At 47.5% G+C, this 19,929-nt stretch carries 15 protein-coding genes; 9 read left to right on the top strand and 6 right to left on the bottom strand.

Annotated elements, in window-relative coordinates:
* The first annotated feature begins 49 nt into the window (after positions 1–49).
* The 5 genes from KDD36_00305 to rodA are packed head-to-tail and all read left to right on the top strand — an operon-like array spanning position 50 to position 5,506.
* Positions 50–1,072 carry a rod shape-determining protein gene (locus KDD36_00305; protein MCB0395059.1) on the top strand — a complete coding sequence of 341 codons (1,023 nt, stop codon included), beginning with the start codon at positions 50–52 and terminating at the stop codon, positions 1,070–1,072.
* Between the two features lie 28 nt (positions 1,073–1,100).
* Complete coding sequence (mreC, locus tag KDD36_00300; GenBank protein ID MCB0395058.1) at positions 1,101–1,934, top strand: rod shape-determining protein MreC; 834 nt, start codon at positions 1,101–1,103, stop codon at positions 1,932–1,934.
* Positions 1,927–2,436 (top strand): rod shape-determining protein MreD, encoded by a 510-nt coding sequence (gene mreD, locus KDD36_00295; protein MCB0395057.1) that lies wholly within the window; start codon positions 1,927–1,929, stop codon positions 2,434–2,436. The genes mreC and mreD overlap by 8 nt, the downstream gene beginning before the upstream one ends.
* Positions 2,433–4,232 (top strand): penicillin-binding protein 2, encoded by a 1,800-nt coding sequence (gene mrdA, locus KDD36_00290; protein MCB0395056.1) that lies wholly within the window; start codon positions 2,433–2,435, stop codon positions 4,230–4,232. The genes mreD and mrdA overlap by 4 nt, the downstream gene beginning before the upstream one ends.
* An 11-nt stretch (positions 4,233–4,243) precedes the next feature.
* On the top strand, positions 4,244–5,506 hold the full coding sequence (rodA, locus tag KDD36_00285) for a rod shape-determining protein RodA (GenBank protein ID MCB0395055.1): 1,263 nt from the start codon (positions 4,244–4,246) through the stop codon (positions 5,504–5,506).
* A gap of 52 nt (positions 5,507–5,558) precedes the next feature.
* On the opposite strand, the gene KDD36_00280 is transcribed toward rodA, so the two are convergent.
* From KDD36_00280 to KDD36_00255, 6 genes are all read right to left on the bottom strand, one after another.
* On the bottom strand, positions 5,559–7,640 hold the full coding sequence (locus KDD36_00280; protein MCB0395054.1) for a SurA N-terminal domain-containing protein: 2,082 nt from the start codon (positions 7,638–7,640) through the stop codon (positions 5,559–5,561).
* Between the two features lie 105 nt (positions 7,641–7,745).
* Positions 7,746–9,005 carry an HlyC/CorC family transporter gene (locus KDD36_00275; GenBank protein MCB0395053.1) on the bottom strand — a complete coding sequence of 420 codons (1,260 nt, stop codon included), beginning with the start codon at positions 9,003–9,005 and terminating at the stop codon, positions 7,746–7,748.
* 219 nt (positions 9,006–9,224) lie between these two features.
* Entirely contained in the window at positions 9,225–9,806 is a 582-nt protein-coding gene (gene lptC / locus KDD36_00270) for an LPS export ABC transporter periplasmic protein LptC (protein MCB0395052.1), read from the bottom strand.
* Complete coding sequence (locus tag KDD36_00265; protein MCB0395051.1) at positions 9,781–11,064, bottom strand: hypothetical protein; 1,284 nt, start codon at positions 11,062–11,064, stop codon at positions 9,781–9,783. The genes lptC and KDD36_00265 overlap by 26 nt, the downstream gene beginning before the upstream one ends.
* A gap of 46 nt (positions 11,065–11,110) precedes the next feature.
* Complete coding sequence (locus KDD36_00260; protein MCB0395050.1) at positions 11,111–12,397, bottom strand: hypothetical protein; 1,287 nt, start codon at positions 12,395–12,397, stop codon at positions 11,111–11,113.
* Positions 12,384–13,115, bottom strand: coding sequence for a type III pantothenate kinase (locus tag KDD36_00255; protein MCB0395049.1), 732 nt, complete (start codon positions 13,113–13,115; stop codon positions 12,384–12,386). The genes KDD36_00260 and KDD36_00255 overlap by 14 nt, the downstream gene beginning before the upstream one ends.
* A gap of 268 nt (positions 13,116–13,383) precedes the next feature.
* On the opposite strand from KDD36_00255, the gene KDD36_00250 reads away from it, so the two are divergent.
* From KDD36_00250 to KDD36_00235, 4 genes are read left to right on the top strand one after another with little or no spacing between them, the layout of a single operon-like run.
* Positions 13,384–14,226, top strand: coding sequence for a protein-glutamate O-methyltransferase CheR (locus KDD36_00250; GenBank protein ID MCB0395048.1), 843 nt, complete (start codon positions 13,384–13,386; stop codon positions 14,224–14,226).
* The gene (locus KDD36_00245) at positions 14,213–14,824 is read left to right on the top strand and encodes a chemotaxis protein CheB (protein MCB0395047.1); all 612 of its coding nucleotides are present in this window, start codon (positions 14,213–14,215) and stop codon (positions 14,822–14,824) included. Before KDD36_00250 ends, KDD36_00245 begins: the two co-directional genes overlap by 14 nt.
* A complete protein-coding gene (locus KDD36_00240; protein MCB0395046.1) occupies positions 14,808–18,746 on the top strand; it encodes a response regulator in 3,939 nt (1,312 codons plus the stop codon). The genes KDD36_00245 and KDD36_00240 overlap by 17 nt, the downstream gene beginning before the upstream one ends.
* Positions 18,731–19,924, top strand: coding sequence for a response regulator (locus KDD36_00235; protein ID MCB0395045.1), 1,194 nt, complete (start codon positions 18,731–18,733; stop codon positions 19,922–19,924). Before KDD36_00240 ends, KDD36_00235 begins: the two co-directional genes overlap by 16 nt.
* The last annotated feature ends 5 nt before the right edge of the window (positions 19,925–19,929 follow it).

Genomic DNA, 19,929 nt, shown 5'->3' with positions numbered 1-19,929 from the left:
ATTTTTAGTGATTAAACAAAGTTCACACTTTTCGTCCGGGGGTTAGCTTATGGGATTATTCGACTTCTTAACGCAGGAAATTGCCATTGATCTGGGAACAGCAAACACGCTGATACTATCTGACGATAAGGTGGTGGTGGATGAACCGTCCATCGTGGCAACAGACCGCTTGTCGGGGCGGGTGATCGCTGTAGGCAAGCAGGCCATGCAGATGCATGGAAAGACCCATGAAAATATCAAAACCATACGTCCGCTCAAGGATGGTGTGATCGCAGATTTCCACGCTGCGGAACACATGATCCGCGGAATGATCAAGATGATCAACCGCAAGGGAAGACTGATCCAGCCTGCATTGCGCATGGTGATATGCATTCCTTCCGGTATCACGGAGGTGGAAAAACGGGCTGTACGTGACTCCGCAGAGCATGCCGGTGCCAAGGAAGTTTACCTTATCCATGAGCCTATGGCCGCTGCCATCGGTATGGGGATTGATGTGGAGGAACCCAACGGCAACATGGTGATCGACATCGGTGGAGGTACCAGTGAAATCGCTGTGATAGCTTTGGGTGGGATCGTTTGTGATAAGTCCATCCGTGTAGCCGGTGATGACTTCACCAGTGACATTGAAGACTACATGCGTCGTCAGCACAACATCCTGATCGGTGAGCGTTCTGCAGAGCGCATCAAGATTGAGGTGGGTGCCGCACTTACGGAAATAGACAATCCACCACCAGACTTCGCCGTACATGGTCGTGACCTTATGACGGGGATTCCGAAAGAGATCTCAGTGTCTTATGTGGAGATCGCCCATGCGCTGGACAAATCCATTTCCAAAATTGAAGAGGCCATCCTGAACGCACTGGAGATGACACCTCCCGAGCTATCCGCCGATATTTACAGGACCGGAATTTATCTTGCCGGTGGTGGTGCATTGCTTCGTGGCCTGGATAAACGGATTGCACTAAAAACGAAATTGCCTGTGCACATTGCCGAAGACCCGCTAAGGGCAGTAGCCAGGGGGACCGGCATAGCACTCAAAAACGTACATAAGTTCCCGTTCCTGATCAGGTAGTTCAAGGAATGTAAAGGAGTACGGCTTCATGCGCGCACTGTTCAGCTTCATCTGGAGAAACCATTACTTTTTCGTATTCGTTGCCTTTGAAATTCTGTGTTTTTCCCTGGTGGTGAGAAACAATACCTACCAACGGGCAGGATTTATTAATTCGTCAAGCCGCGTTGCCGGAGGTGTATTCGGTGCATGGGATAACGTAACTTCTTATTTCTCCCTCAGGGAGAAGAACCGTTTATTGGCGGATGAGAATGCAAGGTTAAGAAGTTTGTTGATGGCGTCGTCATCAACATCGGAATACCAGCGTACCATGGATAGCCTGAATGGGATGCAATACTTTTTTTATCCCGCAGAAGTGATCGCCAATTCTCTGAACCAGCGCAGCAATTATATCACGCTCTCCTCAGGAAGTGAAGACGGATTGGAAGAGTACATGGGGCTTATTTCCGGTAAAGGGATCGTTGGCATGATCACCAATGTATCCAAACACTATGCGGTCGCAAGGTCCCTGCTTCACAAAGAGTTTACCGTTGGCGCGCGATTCTCACGCAATAAGTACACCGGCGTGATCCAATGGGACGGCAATGATCCGAGTCTGTTGACCATGGGTGATGTGCCTTTGCCTGCTGATATCCTGGAAGGAGATACCGTGGTAACGAGCGGTGCATCTGCCGTTTTCCCGGCGGGTCTGATGATTGGCACCGTGGTTGATTACGAAGTGCTTCCCGGGGATAATTTCTATTCTGTGAAGGTCAGGACCGCTGCGGACTTTGGCAACCTGTCATTTGTATATGCCATTCAAAACATCCGAAAAGACGAACAGCAAGAACTTCAGAAAATGAATGAAGAGCCGATGAATGAATGAAGTGCTTAAACATACGATCCGTTTTATAATCTTCATCCTGATCCAGGTCCTGATCCTGAACAACATCAGTTTCCTGGGAAGGTTCACCCCATTCCTGTACCTGAGTATTCTGCTGGCGCTTCCTGTGAATGAAAGAAAAGTGTTGCTTCTTCCTATCGCTTTCGTGACCGGCATCATCATAGACATGTTCTCCAATACAGCTGGTATGCATGCAGCCGCTTGTGTCTTCATGGTATTTTGTCAACCATTGATTACCCGGTCTCTTTCTGAACGGGATACATACGACTACAAACAAACCAAGGCAGGTGCGCAGGGTTTGCGGGGAATGGTCTTCTACACGGTGATCATGGTCTTTCTTCACCACCTTGTTCTGTTTTACCTGGAAGCCTTCTCACTGGACTATTTTTGGTCCGTCCTGTTCCGCACCATTATCAACACCCTGATCACCTCATTTCTGATCATCGTTGTTAAACTGATCTTCACAAATCCCGTGAGTCGATGAGCAGGGTGATCTCGTCGAAGATGCTGGTGGTGGCCATGATCTTTATCGGCACGGGACTGATACTTCTTTTGCGTTTGTTCTATATCCAGGTGGTGGATGATCAGTACAAGCTGTACGCCAATGATAACGTCCTGCGTTATGTGACCGAATATCCTGCCCGGGGATTATTATTCGATCGCCAGGGAAAACTGCTGGCGTACAATGAACCGGCATATGACCTGATGGTGATTCCGCGCCAGGTAAAGGATCTGGATACCACGGCATTTTGTGAGCTCATCGGTTTGAAACCTGTTGTTTTTGTAAAGCGATTGAAAGATGCCAGGTCTTATTCTCCTTACAAGGCCTCGGTAATTGAAAAGAATATTCTTTCAAATCCCAGTGCGATCATCCGGGAAAAGCTGTTCAAGTTTCCGGGATTCTTCCTTCAGCCAAGGACATTAAGAAAATATCCGGATAGCCTGGCGGGCCATGTGCTCGGATATGTGGGAGAAGTGGATGATAAGATATTGGCACGCGATTCTTACTACAAAGCTGGTGACTATATCGGTGTCAGCGGGATAGAGCATTATTATGAAACGGTATTGAGGGGGCAGCGCGGGTTAAAGGTGAGAATGGTTGATGTACATAACCGTGTTGTGGGAAGCTTTGAGAACGGAGCATATGATACCCTATCCGTACCGGGAAAGAACATACACACCACCCTTGATGCCACATTACAGGCTTACGGAGAGCATCTCATGGCCAATAAAATGGGCAGCATCGTGGCCATAGAACCTTCGACAGGAGAAATCCTGGCATTGGTCACCGCGCCGGTATACAACCCCAACCTGCTGGTGGGACGGGAACGAACAACCAACTATAACAAACTGGTGATGGATAGTCTGAAACCTTTGTACAACAGGGCTACAATGGCGAACTACCCACCCGGATCCACCTTCAAACTGGTGAATGCCCTGGTAGGTCTTCAGGAAGGGGTGGTGGTTCCATCCACAAGTTATGGGTGTCAGCGCGGTTTTCATTTTGGAGGACTTACGGTAGGATGTCACGCCCATACCAGTCCGCTTAACCTTGTACAATCCATCCAGCATTCCTGTAACGCATACTATTGCCGGGTATTCAAATCGATTATTGATCCCTATCCTACAACCGAGAAGGGTTACAATGCCTGGCGTGACCATGTGACCAGTTTCGGCCTTGGGGCCTCCCTGGGAACCGATATGGATCAGGATCTCAAGGGACTTGTTCCCAAGGCTGAATACTATGACCGTTATCATGGCAAAGGCCGTTGGAAGTCGCTCTCCGTTATTTCATTGGCGATAGGTCAGGGCGAACTTGGGGTAACCCCTTTGCAGATGGCGAATCTGGGAGCCACCATTGCCAATCGGGGGTATTACTACATTCCGCACATTGTTAAGTCTGTTGAAGGCCGGGAAAGTATTGATGAGAAATACATGAAACCGATCCACACCACCATCGACTCATCGCACTTCAAGTGGGTGATTGAGGGAATGGAAAAGGTGGTTCAGGCCGGAACAGCAAGCCGGGCAAAAGTAGAAGGCATTGCCATATGCGGTAAGACGGGGACGGCACAAAATCCGCATGGGGAAGACCATTCCATATTCATGGCCTTTGCACCGAAGGATGAACCCAGGATCGCGATTGTGGTATATGTTGAGAATGCTGGTTTCGGTTCGAGCTGGGCGGCACCCATTGCCACACTGATGATTGAAAAATACCTCAAGGGTGAAGTCTCACGAAAAGACCTTGAGAAAAGAATGATAGAAACCCATCCATAGCTTTAGCATCGATGCGCACGAGAAAGAACATAATGCAAGGGATCGACTGGTGGTTGGTGATAACCTACTTGTTACTGGTGATCATGGGATGGGTGAATATTTATGCGGCGGTGTATGATGAGAGTCATGCGAGTATCCTGGACGTATCCAGGAACTATGGCAAGCAAATGATCTGGATTGCTACAGCATTTGTGATCGGATTAACCTTGCTGTTGATAGAAAGTAAATTCTGGGAGTCCTTTTCGATGATCCTGTATGGCATTACGCTGGCGATGCTGCTGGCCGTGTTGTTTTTCGGAAGAGAGGTGGCGGGTTCCCGTTCCTGGTTTGAAATCGGTGCATTCCGGCTGCAGCCGGCGGAGTTCGCCAAATTTGCAACCGCTCTTGCCCTGGCAAGATACCTCGGGCTTCATGAAATAAAGTTTCAGGACCTGAAAATAAAAATGTGGTCCTTTGCCCTTCTCCTGGCTCCGGCGGCCCTTATCGTTCTTCAGGGAGACGCAGGTTCGTCTTTGGTTTATTCCGCATTTGTTCTCGTGTTGTTTCGGGAAGGGCTATCCGGAAACGTCCTGATCATCGGGGCAGGCCTTGCACTGGTGTTCATACTGGCCTTGTTGGTTGATAAGCTTGTCCTTATTGCCTGTTTTGCCGGCGTGGCAATGTTGCTGGTTTACCTTGTCAGAAAGTCAAAGTCAGACATCATCGCGGTGATCGGAGGCTTTGTGCTTTGTGCAGGCCTGGTGTACAGTGTCGATTATGTTTTTGACAATGTTCTGGCCGATCACCATCGCAAACGCATCAATGTATTGATTGGTAAAGAGGCCGACATTCATGCAGCGGGTTATAACGTAAATCAGTCAAAGATCGCAATTGGTTCAGGAGGGGTAACCGGGAAAGGTTTTCTGAAAGGAACCCAAACCAAGTATGATTTTGTACCCGAGCAAAGCACAGACTTCATTTTTTGCACGGTGGGAGAAGAGTGGGGCTTCCTGGGTAGTTTCGTTGTGATCTCCCTTTTTCTGTTTCTTATGCTGCGAATACTCTATGCGGCAGAACGACAGCGTTCCCATTTCAGCAGGATATACGGATATGGGGTGGCATCCATTCTTTTTTTTCACTTTGCCATCAACATAGGGATGACCATTGGTTTGGCGCCGGTCATTGGAATACCCATGCCCTTCTTTAGCTATGGTGGATCTTCGCTATGGGGTTTTACGATCCTCCTTTTCATCTTCATCAAGCTGGACTCGGTGCGGATGGAGATCCTGGGATAACAAAAAACCCCGCTATCTGCGGGGTCTTCTGAAACAAAATCTTAGCAATTTATTAATAGAACTTGGCGCGGTAATCCTGCACATCTGCCTTTTCCAGGAGCGCATTAACCACATCCGTAGCAGCCCTGGATTGTGCGGTTGCCCTCATGGATTTCTTTTTTGTAGCAATATCCTGGCCCTCGGGGGCGGGAGTCACGGATTCTACCACGATCACAAAAACGCCTGTATTTCCTTTGATCGGTTGAGAAAGCTGACCTTGTTTCTCACCGAAAGCATGACCGATCACGGCAGGCTCCATGCCTAGTCCTGCAACGAAGCTGGCGGAGAAGGTAATGCCTTCTACCTTTTGTGCTTCCGATCCCATGGCACTGGCCAATGCATTAATGTCATTGATACCCGCCATCTTAGATTTGAACTCTTCCTGGAATTGTTTGACTTTCTTTTCCTTCTTTGCTGCTATTTCCAGTTCCGGTTTTCTCTTATCGATGGGGATGTAGCCTTCTTCAAGCACCTCTGTCAGTAAGGCCACAGCGAATTTGTCTCCAAAAGCCATGACATCGGATACATCACCGACTTCACTGTTGTATGCCCAACGTACCATTGGTCTGGCGGACTCCAGTCCAGGAATATTTCTGTCACCTGTGCGCAAACCCTCCGCCACACGTTTATTCAGCTTGGTCGAGTTTTGACTAAAGGTTTCCTCGGTACGGCTTTTTCCGGCGAACTCATTGGCTTGCTGATAAACATTGTTGTAAGTCTCCTGACTTGGCTTCAGGTAACGATCTACAAAGGCAATGCGAACCTGGGGTACCAGCTTCGTCCTTTCCTGAACATCAATGACATGAGCGCCATATGGTGTTTTCAGCAGGATCAGCCCTTTACTGGTATTGGCAAAGCAGGTATCTGTGAAACGAGGACCATAATATGTCATGCGTTGGTCGTATTCGGTTACCCAACCGATGTTCCCGCTGTCTGCCTGGGTAGAGGGATCATCGTTGTTGTTAAAGGCCACATCACCGAATGGTGTTCCGTTCTGGATCAGTTTCATCAGGCTGTCGGCACGGGCATAGGTAGCGAGGGTATCGCCTTCCTTTGCCAGGAGGACAAACTGACGTACTTTGACACTGTCGGAGTGCATACGTTTTTCAGATAGCTTGGCCAGTTTATAGGCGCCATTTTCAAAATAAGGACCTACGACCAGGCCTGTTGAATCCGCTGCAAAAAAGATGGAATCCAGGTTGGCGGCAATAGATCCCTTGCCATAAAAACGGTCATCGAAAGGCGTGTCTGCATGGCGGTTAACAAACAGACTGTCAGTCGTGGATTCAACGAGTTTTTCTTTGATCTCACTGATCCAGTTGCGTGCTTCAAGTGTGTCTTCTGCTGAGGGATCCACATTAAAGATCACATATTCAAGGCTTCTTTCCTCTTCCTTTTGTTTGTAAAGGTGTTTGTGGGCTTCATAGTATTCTCTGATCTCCTGATCTGTCACCGTAATTGAGCTATCAGACACACTGCTGAATGACTTGTACACGTATGAGATATTGGCCTTTGCACTGCCGGATTGTATATCCCTTTCAGCTTCTGCTGTAGTGACATAAAGGCCTTTCTGAATAAGCATGGCATACTTCTCAAAGGTCCTTTCCTTCACAATCTTATCTTCAAACATGGCCCACCGGTTGTTTCCATCTTCGGTTTCCCGTAGTCTCTTGATGGAGCTAAGGATGCTGGATGGATCAAATTCACCGGTCTGCGGATTGGTGAATGCCCTGGCAACCTCAGGATGAATATTCTGTCCGGAGACCATGTCTTTCAGTTCTTCTCCACCCACGGCGATGCCGGTCTCATTATATTGTTGTTCCATGATCAGGTCACGGATCATTTGTTCCCATGCTTCATCCCTCAGCATGTCCTGAGTCTCGCTGGGTATGTTCTCGCCGTTGCTGTTCATCTGAAAAGATGCAAGGCGTTCTTCCACGTTACGTTCATAAACGTTTGCTGAGATTTTGGTGCCACCAACTTCCGCCACTGTGGTGCGATCTCCTGTAAACATGGAGGATCCTGAGTTCAAAAAATCTCCCAGTATGAAGGCCAGGAGCGCACCTCCGACGAAGAACAGAAGTACCCAGCCCATTTTTTTTCTAATACTTCCAATAATAGCCATGCCTTTATAGGTCTTGAAAATGAGGTGCGAAGATACAATGGATAATTGAAAATAAAAAGACGGCAAACGCAGATATCAGGACGTATTCCGAACTTTAAGACGAATCAGATCGATCCGGGAATCAGATGCCTTTTTGATAACAAAAATATGATTGTCAACCGCGATCTCCTCATCCACTTCAGGGATGCTTTCATGAAAGTGGGTGACCATACCTCCGAGTGTTTCGTATTCATCTGAGGTTTTCAGGCCAAGATCGTAAGTCTCATTCAGGTAGTCTATCTCATGTCGGGCGGAGAACAGGTAGTCATGGTCACCGAGCTGTTTTTCAACCAGTTCTTCCGAGTCATGCTCATCTTCGATCTCACCGAAGATCTCTTCAATGATATCCTCCATGGTTACCATTCCAGCGGTACCGCCAAATTCATCAACCACTACGGCGACGCTTTTGTGATCACGGATAAAATTCTCCATCAACTCACTGGCCCTCATGCTTTCCGGAGCAATGATGATCGGCAGAAGGATGGCTTTGATATTTTTTGGGTTCTTGAATAACTCATAGGAATGGGTATAGCCGATGATGTTATCAATGTTTTCGTTGAAGATGAGGATCTTGGAAAGCCCGGTCCGGATAAATTGTTCCTTGAGTTGATTGATGGGATCGTCAATATTCAGGGCAACAATTTCTGTACGGGGAACCATGCATTCCTTCACCTTGATATTGGTAAAGTCGAGTGCATTTTTAAGAATCTTGATTTCAGGATCAATGTCTTCCGGCCGATTGATTCCTGTGGTCACCAGGTCCAGGTAATGATCAAGATCCGTTTTACCGAATACAGGATCTTCTGCATGAAAGGCAATACCAAATATGCGTGTTAGTATGAATTGGGCCACTTGCATGATGAGTACCACGGGAAGATAAAGCAGAAAGTAGAGAAGCCACAGGGGAGCGGCAAGGGTCAGCAGGATAAAATTAGGGTTGATGCGGAAGAGCACCTTTGGAAGAAACTCGGCGGTCAGCAGAACGATGATGGTGGAAATAAGCGTTTGTACCACCATCACATAAGCATCGGAGTGCAGGTACAAACGCAAGTCTGGCTCAAGCAGCCGTGCCATGGCTATACCATAGAAAACCAGCGCTACATTATTGCCGATCAACAGCATACCAATAAACCGTGATGGATATCGGGTAATGCCGGCCAGTAATTTTGCAGAGATCAGGCCTTTCTTCCTGCGAAGCTCCAGATCGAGTTTGTTGGAGGTGATATACGCGATCTCAATGCCTGAGAAGAATGCCGAAAAAAAGAGTGAGATCAGAATGACCAAGCCTGTTTCCATGAATATAGATCAGGGCTTGGTTATGGTCTGGTCCGCGTCTTCAGAAGACTCCATGATCGGTACGGTGTTTTAACTTAAGTTGTATTCCTACGTCGCCAGTATAATAGCGCCGAAGCCAAAGTAAAGATAAAAAAAGTTCCAGCCATCTCCACATCTCCCCGATAAAGTGCCAGCATAGTTGTGAACAGACACACGATACCTACAATCACCCAGGCCCATTTAAGGAACATGTTCTTCCGTTTTTTCTTCAGGTAGGTGAAATGAACCAATCGGTTTTTTAATGCGGTATCGGTTAAAATGTTGATCGGCTTCAAGTCCCTGACCCCAGATCACCTCATCATCCCTGGTGATGTGTACTTCTTCTTCTGTAAAAATGATTTGTTTTTGCTCGTCCCACACCAGATGTTCTGTCACCAGCCGTTCACCCCGCTCATTCACGACCACCACATTCCGTCGCGCTTCCATCTTGCGTTCGTTCACATAGCGGATGGCATATCCTGCGGTCAATTCAGCATTGGGTTGGGCAACTGAGTCGTAGAATACCACGTGCAATCCTTTGGAAAATTCCACATAGGGTTTCTCGCCGTAAAAGCGTTCCATAAGGGGGGCGTTCAACTTCACCTTCAGCATGGCTGAATCGCTGTAAAGCGCTTCAACATTGTGCGCCACCTCTGGTGCTGTCTCATCCTGAGATGTGACCAGATCCACCTTGGCAAGGTCTGCCTCGCATGCGGTCAGTATGCTAAGCAGACATAGTGTAGGGATCAGACCAAACTTAGAACCTGGCCTTGGTCTTTTCATTGATCCAGCAACCGACTTCCACCTCGTCTCCTTCTTTGATGCCATGGAAGAAGCAGTCCTCATTGTTCGGGAAATATTGTTTGTATTTGCTGATCTTTTCATTCGCTTCTGATGCCACGGAACCATCAACGGACTTGGCTTTGGTAAGGAAATCCACGGCAACCCAGTAACCGGCTTTGGCCAGACATTCATTGTCTCCGCACGATGAAGATGATGCGGCACACCACTCTGCAATCGAGATGTATGGATCTCCCCATCCACTCTTGGTGGAAGCAGCGCGCAGCGCATAGGATTTTGCCTGTCCGAACTGCTTTTGATTGGCGTAGCATTTTGCAATGGAAAGCAGGTCCTTTGCCTTCTGGGTCGCATCTTCCTCCATTTCAACGGCATCCTGCAGATATTTTATGGCTGTCGTGCAATCACCTTTTCCGGCCGCCAATCCTGCGAGCATCCGGAAAACGGTGGCAGAACGTTCCTTCTTTCCAATGGCATCCACCACCTTAAAGAATAAGGGGGAATCCTGGCACTTCTGACGATCTAATAATCCTGCTACTTTCTTCAGCCAGTCCAGATCATCTACCTTTGAATCAAATTGCGGCCCGAAAATCCCGATCATCGCACCACAATCGGCAATACCGCTGCAATTGACAAAAATCTTTTCCACATTTTCCTGCGCTGCCTGATAATTCTTGTCGTTCGGGTCTTTCTTCAGGTTGTAATCAATCACATTACCAATGCTCTGAAAAAGTCCAAGTACATCTTCTTTGGTAAGTTTCTCCTTGCTAAGAAGGTCGCAGGCAGACTGGAAGTAATATACCAAAGGTATGGCTTCCGTCTCATTTCCTTCCAGTTCCATGCATTCCTTGAACATGGCATAAGCGCCTTCACTATCCCTGGTAAGGGTATAATAATCTGATGCTTTCCGGCCCAGTACATATCCTTTCTTTCCGAAATACTCAACGCGTTTATCATAAACGCACATCAAGGAATCCACCAGTTTCTTTTGAATCTTTGGGTCTGTGGCCTTTTTAATAGCATACTTCAGAATGGATGGGCCGTGTATATAAAGGTTTTGTGAAGACCTCGGGCAGTTGGTAATGGCCTCCTGCCATGGCTTCTGCGCCATCTCCATATTGTTTTGTTTGTAGTATTCACTATACAGAGAGAGATTTTCAACGCATTTTGCGCTGTCCGGTCCGAACTTCTGACCATTATCTTTGGTCTGATAACATTGTGCGGAAGCTTGGGTTAAAGCCATCCCACATACACAAATTAGCGTTAAATAAAGTTTCCAAGCCTTCATATCAGTCGTATTTACGTTTCAGGAACCAAGTTGCCGTTTGAAATGAGAATCCCACATTTAGCCGGATAAACTGCTCCTTAATTAAAGATTGATCGGTTGTTCCACGTTCTCCAATGACAAAACCGAGGTTTAAATAATTACTTCCAAGAGGTTTTGCCACCTTCATGGGTACACTCAAACCAAAAGCTATGCCATTTTCCTGAATGGCGATCCCTTTGAGTTCGTGGTAGGTTTGCGAAAGGAATAATCCACCTCGCCATTGTATGCCTTCCGCATCGTTTTGATACAGGCCGCCAATGGATAAGCGATGGGCATTTCCAATGGAATCTGCTTTGTCAAAAAGCGTGTAGTTAGACCATGGTTGTGCTGTATAGTCCACACCAATCCGCCATTGCTTATCACCGGCTGTTTTGCCGATGGAGGCACCGGCGCCCCAGGAAAGGGGTAAGACCATTTTGCCTTCAAAGCTTTCGCTGAATGATGTGTCAACAGTGGTGCCACCGGGCGTGGTCATCGTGATCAGGAAGTCTTCCCTTGTCTTGTTAAGATGACCGGGCGGACCATACGTAGCTCCCAGAATAAGTTCAAGCGAGTCACGGTTTCCCTTATTGTTTTGATAGTAAAGGTTCCGATGGTACTGTGCTCCGGTCTCAAAAACGAAGTTACGCACCAGTAGCTGGCTGCTCGCTGCGCTATTGAATCCGAATATATTATCCGGTAATGAATCCGAGCGTTGACGATCTATCCGGCCGAAGATGTAACTCGCGTTGACACCAACAGACAGGTTTTTCCATTGGTAGGCATGTGTCATGGTGAACTTATTCACTCCACCATAGCCATTGAACTTGTATTTCACCTCACCTACCTGGTCAATGTTGACCTTTTCTACCATGGAATATCCTACGCCACTATACGGGGCAAGGGACAGGGCACCTTTCCAGTTTGACTTTATCCGAAAGCCCATGCTCATCTGAGACAATTGCGTGGTATTCCTTAATGATGGCACGGAGGAAGAGGCCACCTTCAGTTTGTTGATGTGACTGAAAATACCAATTCCGAATTGCGCCCGGCTGGTCATAGCCGTGAGTGATGCGGGGTTCTGTAGGTTTAGTTCTACGTTTGGACGGAATGCGATACTGGCCCCAGCCAAAGAGGTGGCATATGAAAAGGTGTTGCCATAAAGCTCGCCGATACCATACCTGCTGTATGGCGAATTGCTGCGTTCCTGGGCATTGACGACTCCGCAGAGGCCCGCCAGTATGAGCAGCATCAATTTAAACTTTCGCATGGCATTCTAACATAAGGTTCAATCCCTCAAGTACCAGGTTTGGGGCGACAAAGATGTTAATTTTCAGATTCTTATCAAAGAAGGCACTGTCGCCCCCGGTCAAAACGACGGTAACATCCTTATATTGCTGTTGATACAAACCTATTATCCCGGCCACTTCGGAGAGTATCCCATGCTGCACTCCCGACTGTATTGAAGTGGTGGTATCCTTTCCGGTAAGCGCCATTTCATCGTTTCCATTGACGAGTGGAAGGCGTGCCGTGAATTTGTTCAGCGCCTGAAACCGCATCCGACGCCCGGGGCTGATGCTGCCTCCCTGGTAAACACCATTTTTGTCAAGCAGGTCATAAGTGATACATGTACCGGCATCAATCACCAGAACGTCTTTTACAGGAAAACGACCATAAGCGCCCATGATGCCGGCCAACCGGTCATTGCCAAGGGTCTCCGGTGTTCTGTAGTCTACCTTCACAGGAAGAGACATTTGGCTGTCTACCAGCACGAGGATCATGTTCTGTTTAATAAAATCATATAATTCCGGTGCCTCCTGATTGACACTGGAAACAATGGTTGCATAAGGCGATGGGTACAACTTCAACCAGGCGCTTAAAGTTTCCGGATCAGGAATGCCATCGAAGCTGTGGGATGAAACCAAATCCCTGCCTGAAAAAAGGCCTGTTTTGGTATGCGAGGAACCGATGTCAATGACTAGTTGCATGTCGCCAAAGTTAAATAAAATCAAACCTGCTCATTAAATGGGTGCACGGGTGACTTAGGGGTTATATGGACATGAACCATAGTTATGTAAGTCGCTTTAAATGCGAAAATTAGGTATAAATACCGAGTAACTTCCGTTCGGTCGGGGCGTAAAACCAGGCACTGATTGTGCATATGTCCGTAATGATTACAGGATATCCTCCGGTGAACAATCGGTAGGGCTAAGGTTGTTAGTCCCGATTCAGCATGAACAAATATGACTCACGGGCATGGAAGTAGTGAGCAAGCCGGATATTAACGACATTGAGATACCTCTGCTTTTGGAAGCCATATTCCAAAGGTATGGCTATGATTTCAGGAGTTACTCCAAGGCGCATGTCAAACGCCGGATTCTCCAACGCCTCAGATTATCAGGGTTGGAGAGCGTGTCGATGCTTCAGCACCGCGTACTTGCCGATCCGTCTTTTGCCTCGGAGGTTCTGAAAGATCTGAGCATTAATGTCACCGAAATGTTCAGGGACCCGAAGTTTTATGCTGCAGTCAGGGAAAAGGTGGTGCCCCTTCTAAAAACATGGTCCTATTGCAAGATATGGCACGCCGGATGCAGCACCGGCGAGGAAGTCTATTCCATGGCCATCCTTCTGTCCGAGGAAGGAGTGTATGACCGCACACAATTATATGCCACGGATTTCAATTATGATGTCGTAAAGCAGGCGCGGGAAGGTATTTATCCAATCCAGCAGATGAAGCGTCATGCCATGAATTATGTTTCCAGTGGAGCGCGTGCCTCATTCACAGATCATTTTTACGCGAAGTACGATTCGGCGATCATGAATAACAACCTGAAAAAAAACATTGTCTGGGCTCATCATAACCTGGTGACTGACGGGGATTTTACCGAAACCAATATGATCGTATGCCGCAATGTTCTGATATATTTCAATAAAGATCTTCAGAATAAAGTCATTCGTTTATTTCATCAAAGCCTGGTCAGAGGTGGCATTCTCTGTCTTGGACACAAAGAGACATTAATGTTTTCAGAGTACGGAAAGTATTTTGAAGCGTTGGACGAAGGACAGCGGATTTATAAAAAAAGATATGCAACTGAATAAGCGAACAAGATATGAAGCTCTTGTTATAGGGGCGTCAGCCGGTGGCCTGAAGGCGATCCGTGAGATTCTTGTTCCGTTGCCTCAGAATTTTTCTTTGACCATCCTGATTGTGCAACACATTGCACCTGACGCAGGTTCCGTCTGGCCTACGATTCTTGATAAACAATGTCGCATCAGGGTCAAGGAAGCGGATGAAAAAGAGACGGCCATGCCGGGCACGGTCTACATTGCACCACCGAATTATCATCTTCTCGTTGAAACCGATCGTACCCTGAGCCTCACTATTGACGAGAGGGTCTGTTATGCCAGGCCATCGTGTGATGTCCTATTTGAAACGGCCGCTGACGCTTACCGCGAGCGCCTGGTGGGTGTTGTGCTTACCGGAGCCAACAACGACGGTGCACGTGGCCTAACGAAGATCAAAGAGTATGGCGGGTTTACCATTGCACAAAGTCCGGAATCCGCTGAGTCACCATATATGCCGCTGGCAGCGATCGAAGCGTGCCAGCCCGACCTCATCCTTTCTCCCGATAAAATAAGCGAAACACTTATGAAAGTACACCAACAATCAAACAACCACCATGAATTTCAAGCTTGACTCGATAGGAAAGAAAATCAGCTTCGGTTATGGAGCGATGATCATCTCCCTGATCATTTCTGTATTGATCATCATTTCGATGGCAGAAAATGTAGATGCCACCGCTGACAGGCTTCACACGCTCAGGGCTCCGGCCTTAAATGCCGACCTGGAATTGATGGCAGGCGTACATCAAAGCATTTCCCAGCTTCGTGGATGGGTGATGCTGGGTAAGGATACCAACAGGTCAGGCCGAAGAAAGATATGGGATGAAGAGATCAGGCCGCCAATGGCCGTGTTGAAAGGGCTTACGGAAAAGGTGAAGATGGAGGAGCATGAGGCCTGGGTGAATGAGGTGAACCGACTGGAAGGTTTGTTGCAAACGTTAGACCAGTACCAGACCGAGGTGGAGAACGTTGCCGCAACCAACCAGCAGGCCGCCGAAGATCTTATAGAGAGTAAAATGGTCAATCTCAATAAGGAGATCACCGGTTTGATAGACGCCATGCGCCGGAAGCAGGAGAAATTTATGAATGATGATCAGGTCCTGACAACGGCACAATTGAGTAATATGATCACGGTGGAATGGTCTCTACTTGCATTTCTCTCCATACTCTGTATCATTTTCTCATGGTTCATTACGCGTTCGATTGTGAGGCCCGTGGCCAGAGCAGTGAACGTGGCTGAAAATATTGGTGACGGAAATCTGGACACAGATATATCGGTGAGTGGGTCTACGGAGTTGGCAGCGCTTGGAAATGCGATGGTTCGCATGAGGGACGCGCTGATTAAGAAAGAACAGGAAACCCAACAGTACAAATGGCTGAGTACCGGAAAGAATGAACTCAGCGATGTGATTCAGGGAGATAAGGATGTGACCACCCTGGTGAATGATGTGATCGAATTCATTGCCAATTACACGGAGGCCAATATCGGTTCGGTATACCTTAAAAACGAACAAAGAAATGACCTGGAACTCGCAGGGAAATATGCATTCTCAAATAGCGATGGCAACGGCAGGTATGGAATGGGTGAAGGTCTGATTGGTCAGGTGGCTTCTGCGAAGAAACCCATCATGCTCCATGACGTGGACGAGAAGAGCATCCGGGTGAAATCCACATTGGTGGATATACCACCGCGGAACGTCCTGGTGAGTCCCTTCCTGTTTGAGGACCGCTCACTCGGGGTTATCGAGCTTGGCAAGCCACAGGCATTCGAAGAAATTCAGTTGGAATTTGTGAAGGGGAGCATGGAAACGCTTGGAGTGGCAGTGAATACTGCGATTACCAAAATGAAGATTCAGCAGTTGCTGGATGAAGCTACGGAAAAAGGTACGCAATTGGCCAATGCCAAACGGGAGATTGAGCAGCAACTGGAAGGACTGAATGACGTGGCTCTGGTCTCCATTACCGATGTGGATGGAAATATCACCTATGTCAACGACCGATTTGTGAAAGTGTCCAAGTTCCCCCGCGAAGAATTAATAGGCCAGAATCACCGCATGCTTAAGTCCGGCAAACAACCGGACGGCTTGTTCGTGGGTATGTGGAAAGCCATCACAACGGGTAGGGTATGGAGTGGTGAGATTATCAACAAGGCCAAAGATGGAAGTTACTATTGGGTGGATACGACCATTGTCCCCATTCTAAACGTCAATGGTAAGATCGAAAAATTCATTTCCGTCAGGTTTGAGATCACAGAACTCAAGGAACAGCAGGCCGCCATGCAAAAGCTGAACGGTGAGCTGCAAACCCAGCAGGAGGAATTGCAGCAAAGCAATGAGGAGTTGGAAGAACAGGCCCAGAAACTCAAGGAGCAACAGGAAGAACTGCAGGCCGCCAACGAAGAACTGGAAGAACAAACCCAGGTGGTGGAGCAAAAGAACAAGGACCTGGAAACCGCCAGAACGGATATTGAACTGAAGGCAAAGCAACTGGAAATAAGCAGCAAATACAAAAGTGAATTCCTGGCCAACATGAGCCATGAACTGCGTACGCCTCTGAACAGCTTGTTGATTCTTGCCGGTGACTTATCCGCCAACAAGGAAAAGAACCTGACTGAAGATCAGGTGGAAAGTGCGCAGGTTATTAGCAAAAGCGGACAGGATCTTCTGATTCTGATCAATGAAATACTGGATCTTTCCAAGATCGAGGCTGGTAAGATGGACCTGAATATTTCAAAGGTGACGGTACATGAAATAGCTGCTGACATTCGGAGGAATTTCAAGAGACAGGCATCTGAGAAGGGTTTGGATTTGAGTGTGGTTGTAGAAGATGGCGTTCCTGAAACCATTCAAACCGACCGTCAGAGAATGGATCAGGTGATCAAGAATCTGATATCAAATGCCTTGAAGTTTACGGAAGAAGGAAGTGTGAAAATAACCTTCCGGAAAGATGCAGGAAGTAATCTGAATGTCATGGTTTCCGATACAGGAATAGGGATTCCCAAGGACAAGCAGGATGTGATCTTTGAAGCTTTCCAACAGGCCGATGGTGGGACGGCACGTAAATATGGCGGTACCGGCCTGGGGCTGTCCATCTCCCGTGAGTTGGCCAAACTACTCGGAGGAAATATCAGCCTTGAAAGTGATGCCGGAAAAGGTTCCACTTTTACCTTGTCAATACCACTAATAATAAGCAAAGGGGACGGTAAACCGGCGGAGGAAGTGTGGGTGAAACATGAACCTAAACAGCCGGTGTCATTTACGGATAATCGCTATCTGAATGTCCCGGGAATTGATGATCAAAGGGATCAGATAACGAAGGATGATCTATGTATGCTCATCATTGATGATGATCTTGGCTTTGCACGGGTCCTGGCCAAACAGGCAAATGAAAAAGGATTCAAATACCTGGCGGCGACCACGGGTGAAGACGGACTTGCGCTGGCTTCCAAATTTATGCCCCATGCGATTTTGCTGGATATTGATCTGCCGGGCATCGACGGACATATGGTGTTGAAGGAGTTAAAGGGAAATCCGGCACTACGTCACATTCCGGTGCACATCATGTCTGTGAATGAAAAAACCCTGGATCCTATTCGTTCCGGAGCACTTGAATACCTGACCAAGCCTGTGACCAAACCGCAGCTGGAAGAAGCATTCTCCAGGATAGAGGACTTTATCAATCGTAAAATGAAGAACCTCCTCATTGTGGAGGATAACAACGTGATGAGAAAGTCGATTAAAAAACTGATAGGTAACGGCGACGTGAAATGTGTTGAAGCGTCAACCGGAAAACAGGCACTGGAGATTCTCGATAACCAGCAGGTGGATTGTATGGTGCTGGATATCGGATTGCCGGATATGACGGGCTTTGAATTGATACACATGCTGGAGGAAAGAAAAAAGGAGAAGAAGGTCCCGCCCATTATTGTGTATACCGGAAAAGAGCTCACCAGGGAAGAGAATGAAGAACTCAGAATGTCAGCGGATTCCATCATCATCAAAGGCGTGAAAAGCGAAGAACGTTTGTTGGATGAGACCGCCCTGTTCCTGCATCGTACGGTGAACAACCTCCCGGATAAAAAGCAGGGAATGATCACCAGTTTATATGACAAGGAACGACTCTTTCACGATAAACATGTGCTTCTGGTTGATGACGACATGCGCAACATTTTCGCACTGTCCAAGGTGCTCAAGGACCAGGGCTTCATTATTTCAAAGGCTGAGAATGGTATAGTGGCCCTCGAAGCACTCAAGGAACAACCGCACCCGGATATCGTCCTGATGGATATCATGATGCCGGAAATGGATGGATACGACTGCATGCGTGAGATCAGAAAAAATACGCAGTTCCGTAATCTTCCCATTATCGCTCTTACAGCAAAAGCCATGAAAGAAGACAGGCAGAAGTGCATAGATGCCGGCGCCAACGACTATATATCAAAACCAGTGGATATTGAACGCTTACTTTCACTTATGAGAATATGGATAAAGGAATGATGACCATGGACCAACCGCATGAGGTGTCCAGTCCTGAAAAGGACCTGAGAATTGACAGGCCCAAAATTCTGATGGTTGATGACAGGCCTGAGAACCTGATTGCACTCGAGCGGCTGATGAAGGACCTTGATGTTGAACTGTTCCGCGCAAGCAGCGGGAACGAGGCACTAAAGCTCACGCTGAGACACGACTTTGCGCTTGCCCTGTTGGATATTCAGATGCCTGAGATGGACGGATATGAGTTGGCAGAAATCCTGCGCTCCGAAGAAAAGACGGCCCGGATGCCTTTCATATTCATCTCAGCCATTTATACATCAAACATCAATGTATTTAAAGGCTATGAAAAAGGTGCGTTCAGCTATATCACCAAACCGTTCGATCCTCAGGTTCTGCTCAACAAGGTTCAGTTCTTTGTGGAGAAATATACCCAGGAGCAAGAGTTGAAGCAAAGTCATAAGTTCCTTGAAATCCGCATACAGGAGCGCACCGAAGCCTTGCAACGATCCAATAGGGAATTGGAGCAATTCGCCTATGTGGCATCCCATGACCTTCAGGAGCCATTGCGGGCCATTACAAGTTATTTGCAACTGTTGCAAAACCATATAAAGGATACGCTGGATGAGAAAGGCGAGCGGTACATTAATGTGGCTGTGGATGGAACCAAGAGGATGAAACAGTTGATAGAAGCCCTTCTGACCTATTCAAGACTTTCAAATACCAATGATGAGGATATTGAGCAGGTAGACGTGGCTGATCTGGTTCAGAAGGTGATGACCGATCTCAGGATTCGGATTTCCGAATGCAATGCGCACATTAAAGTCGGTCCGCTTCCAACGGTTCCGGGAATCAACGCCCAACTTCAACTCCTGTTCCAGAACCTTATCGGCAATGCCATCAAATTCCGGCGTGAAGGTGTGAGTCCGGTGATAGAAGTGGGCGCCAATGAGGTGGATGGTTACTGGCAATTCTTTGTCAAGGATAATGGAATTGGGATTGAAGAGGATTTCTTTAAACGCATATTCATCATCTTTCAAAGACTGCATACCAGAGAGGAATATGAGGGGACTGGGATCGGTCTCGCCATGTGCCAGAAAGTCGTGACCAAGCATGGCGGTGAGATATGGGTAGAGTCAAGCCTCGGAAAGGGCACCACGTTTCATTTCACGTTACCTAAATAGTTCCG

It is taken from the genome of Flavobacteriales bacterium, from assembly GCA_020435415.1.
GTDB lineage: Bacteria > Bacteroidota > Bacteroidia > JACJYZ01 > JACJYZ01 > JACJYZ01.
This window is presented reverse-complemented; position numbering and strand designations above follow the sequence as displayed.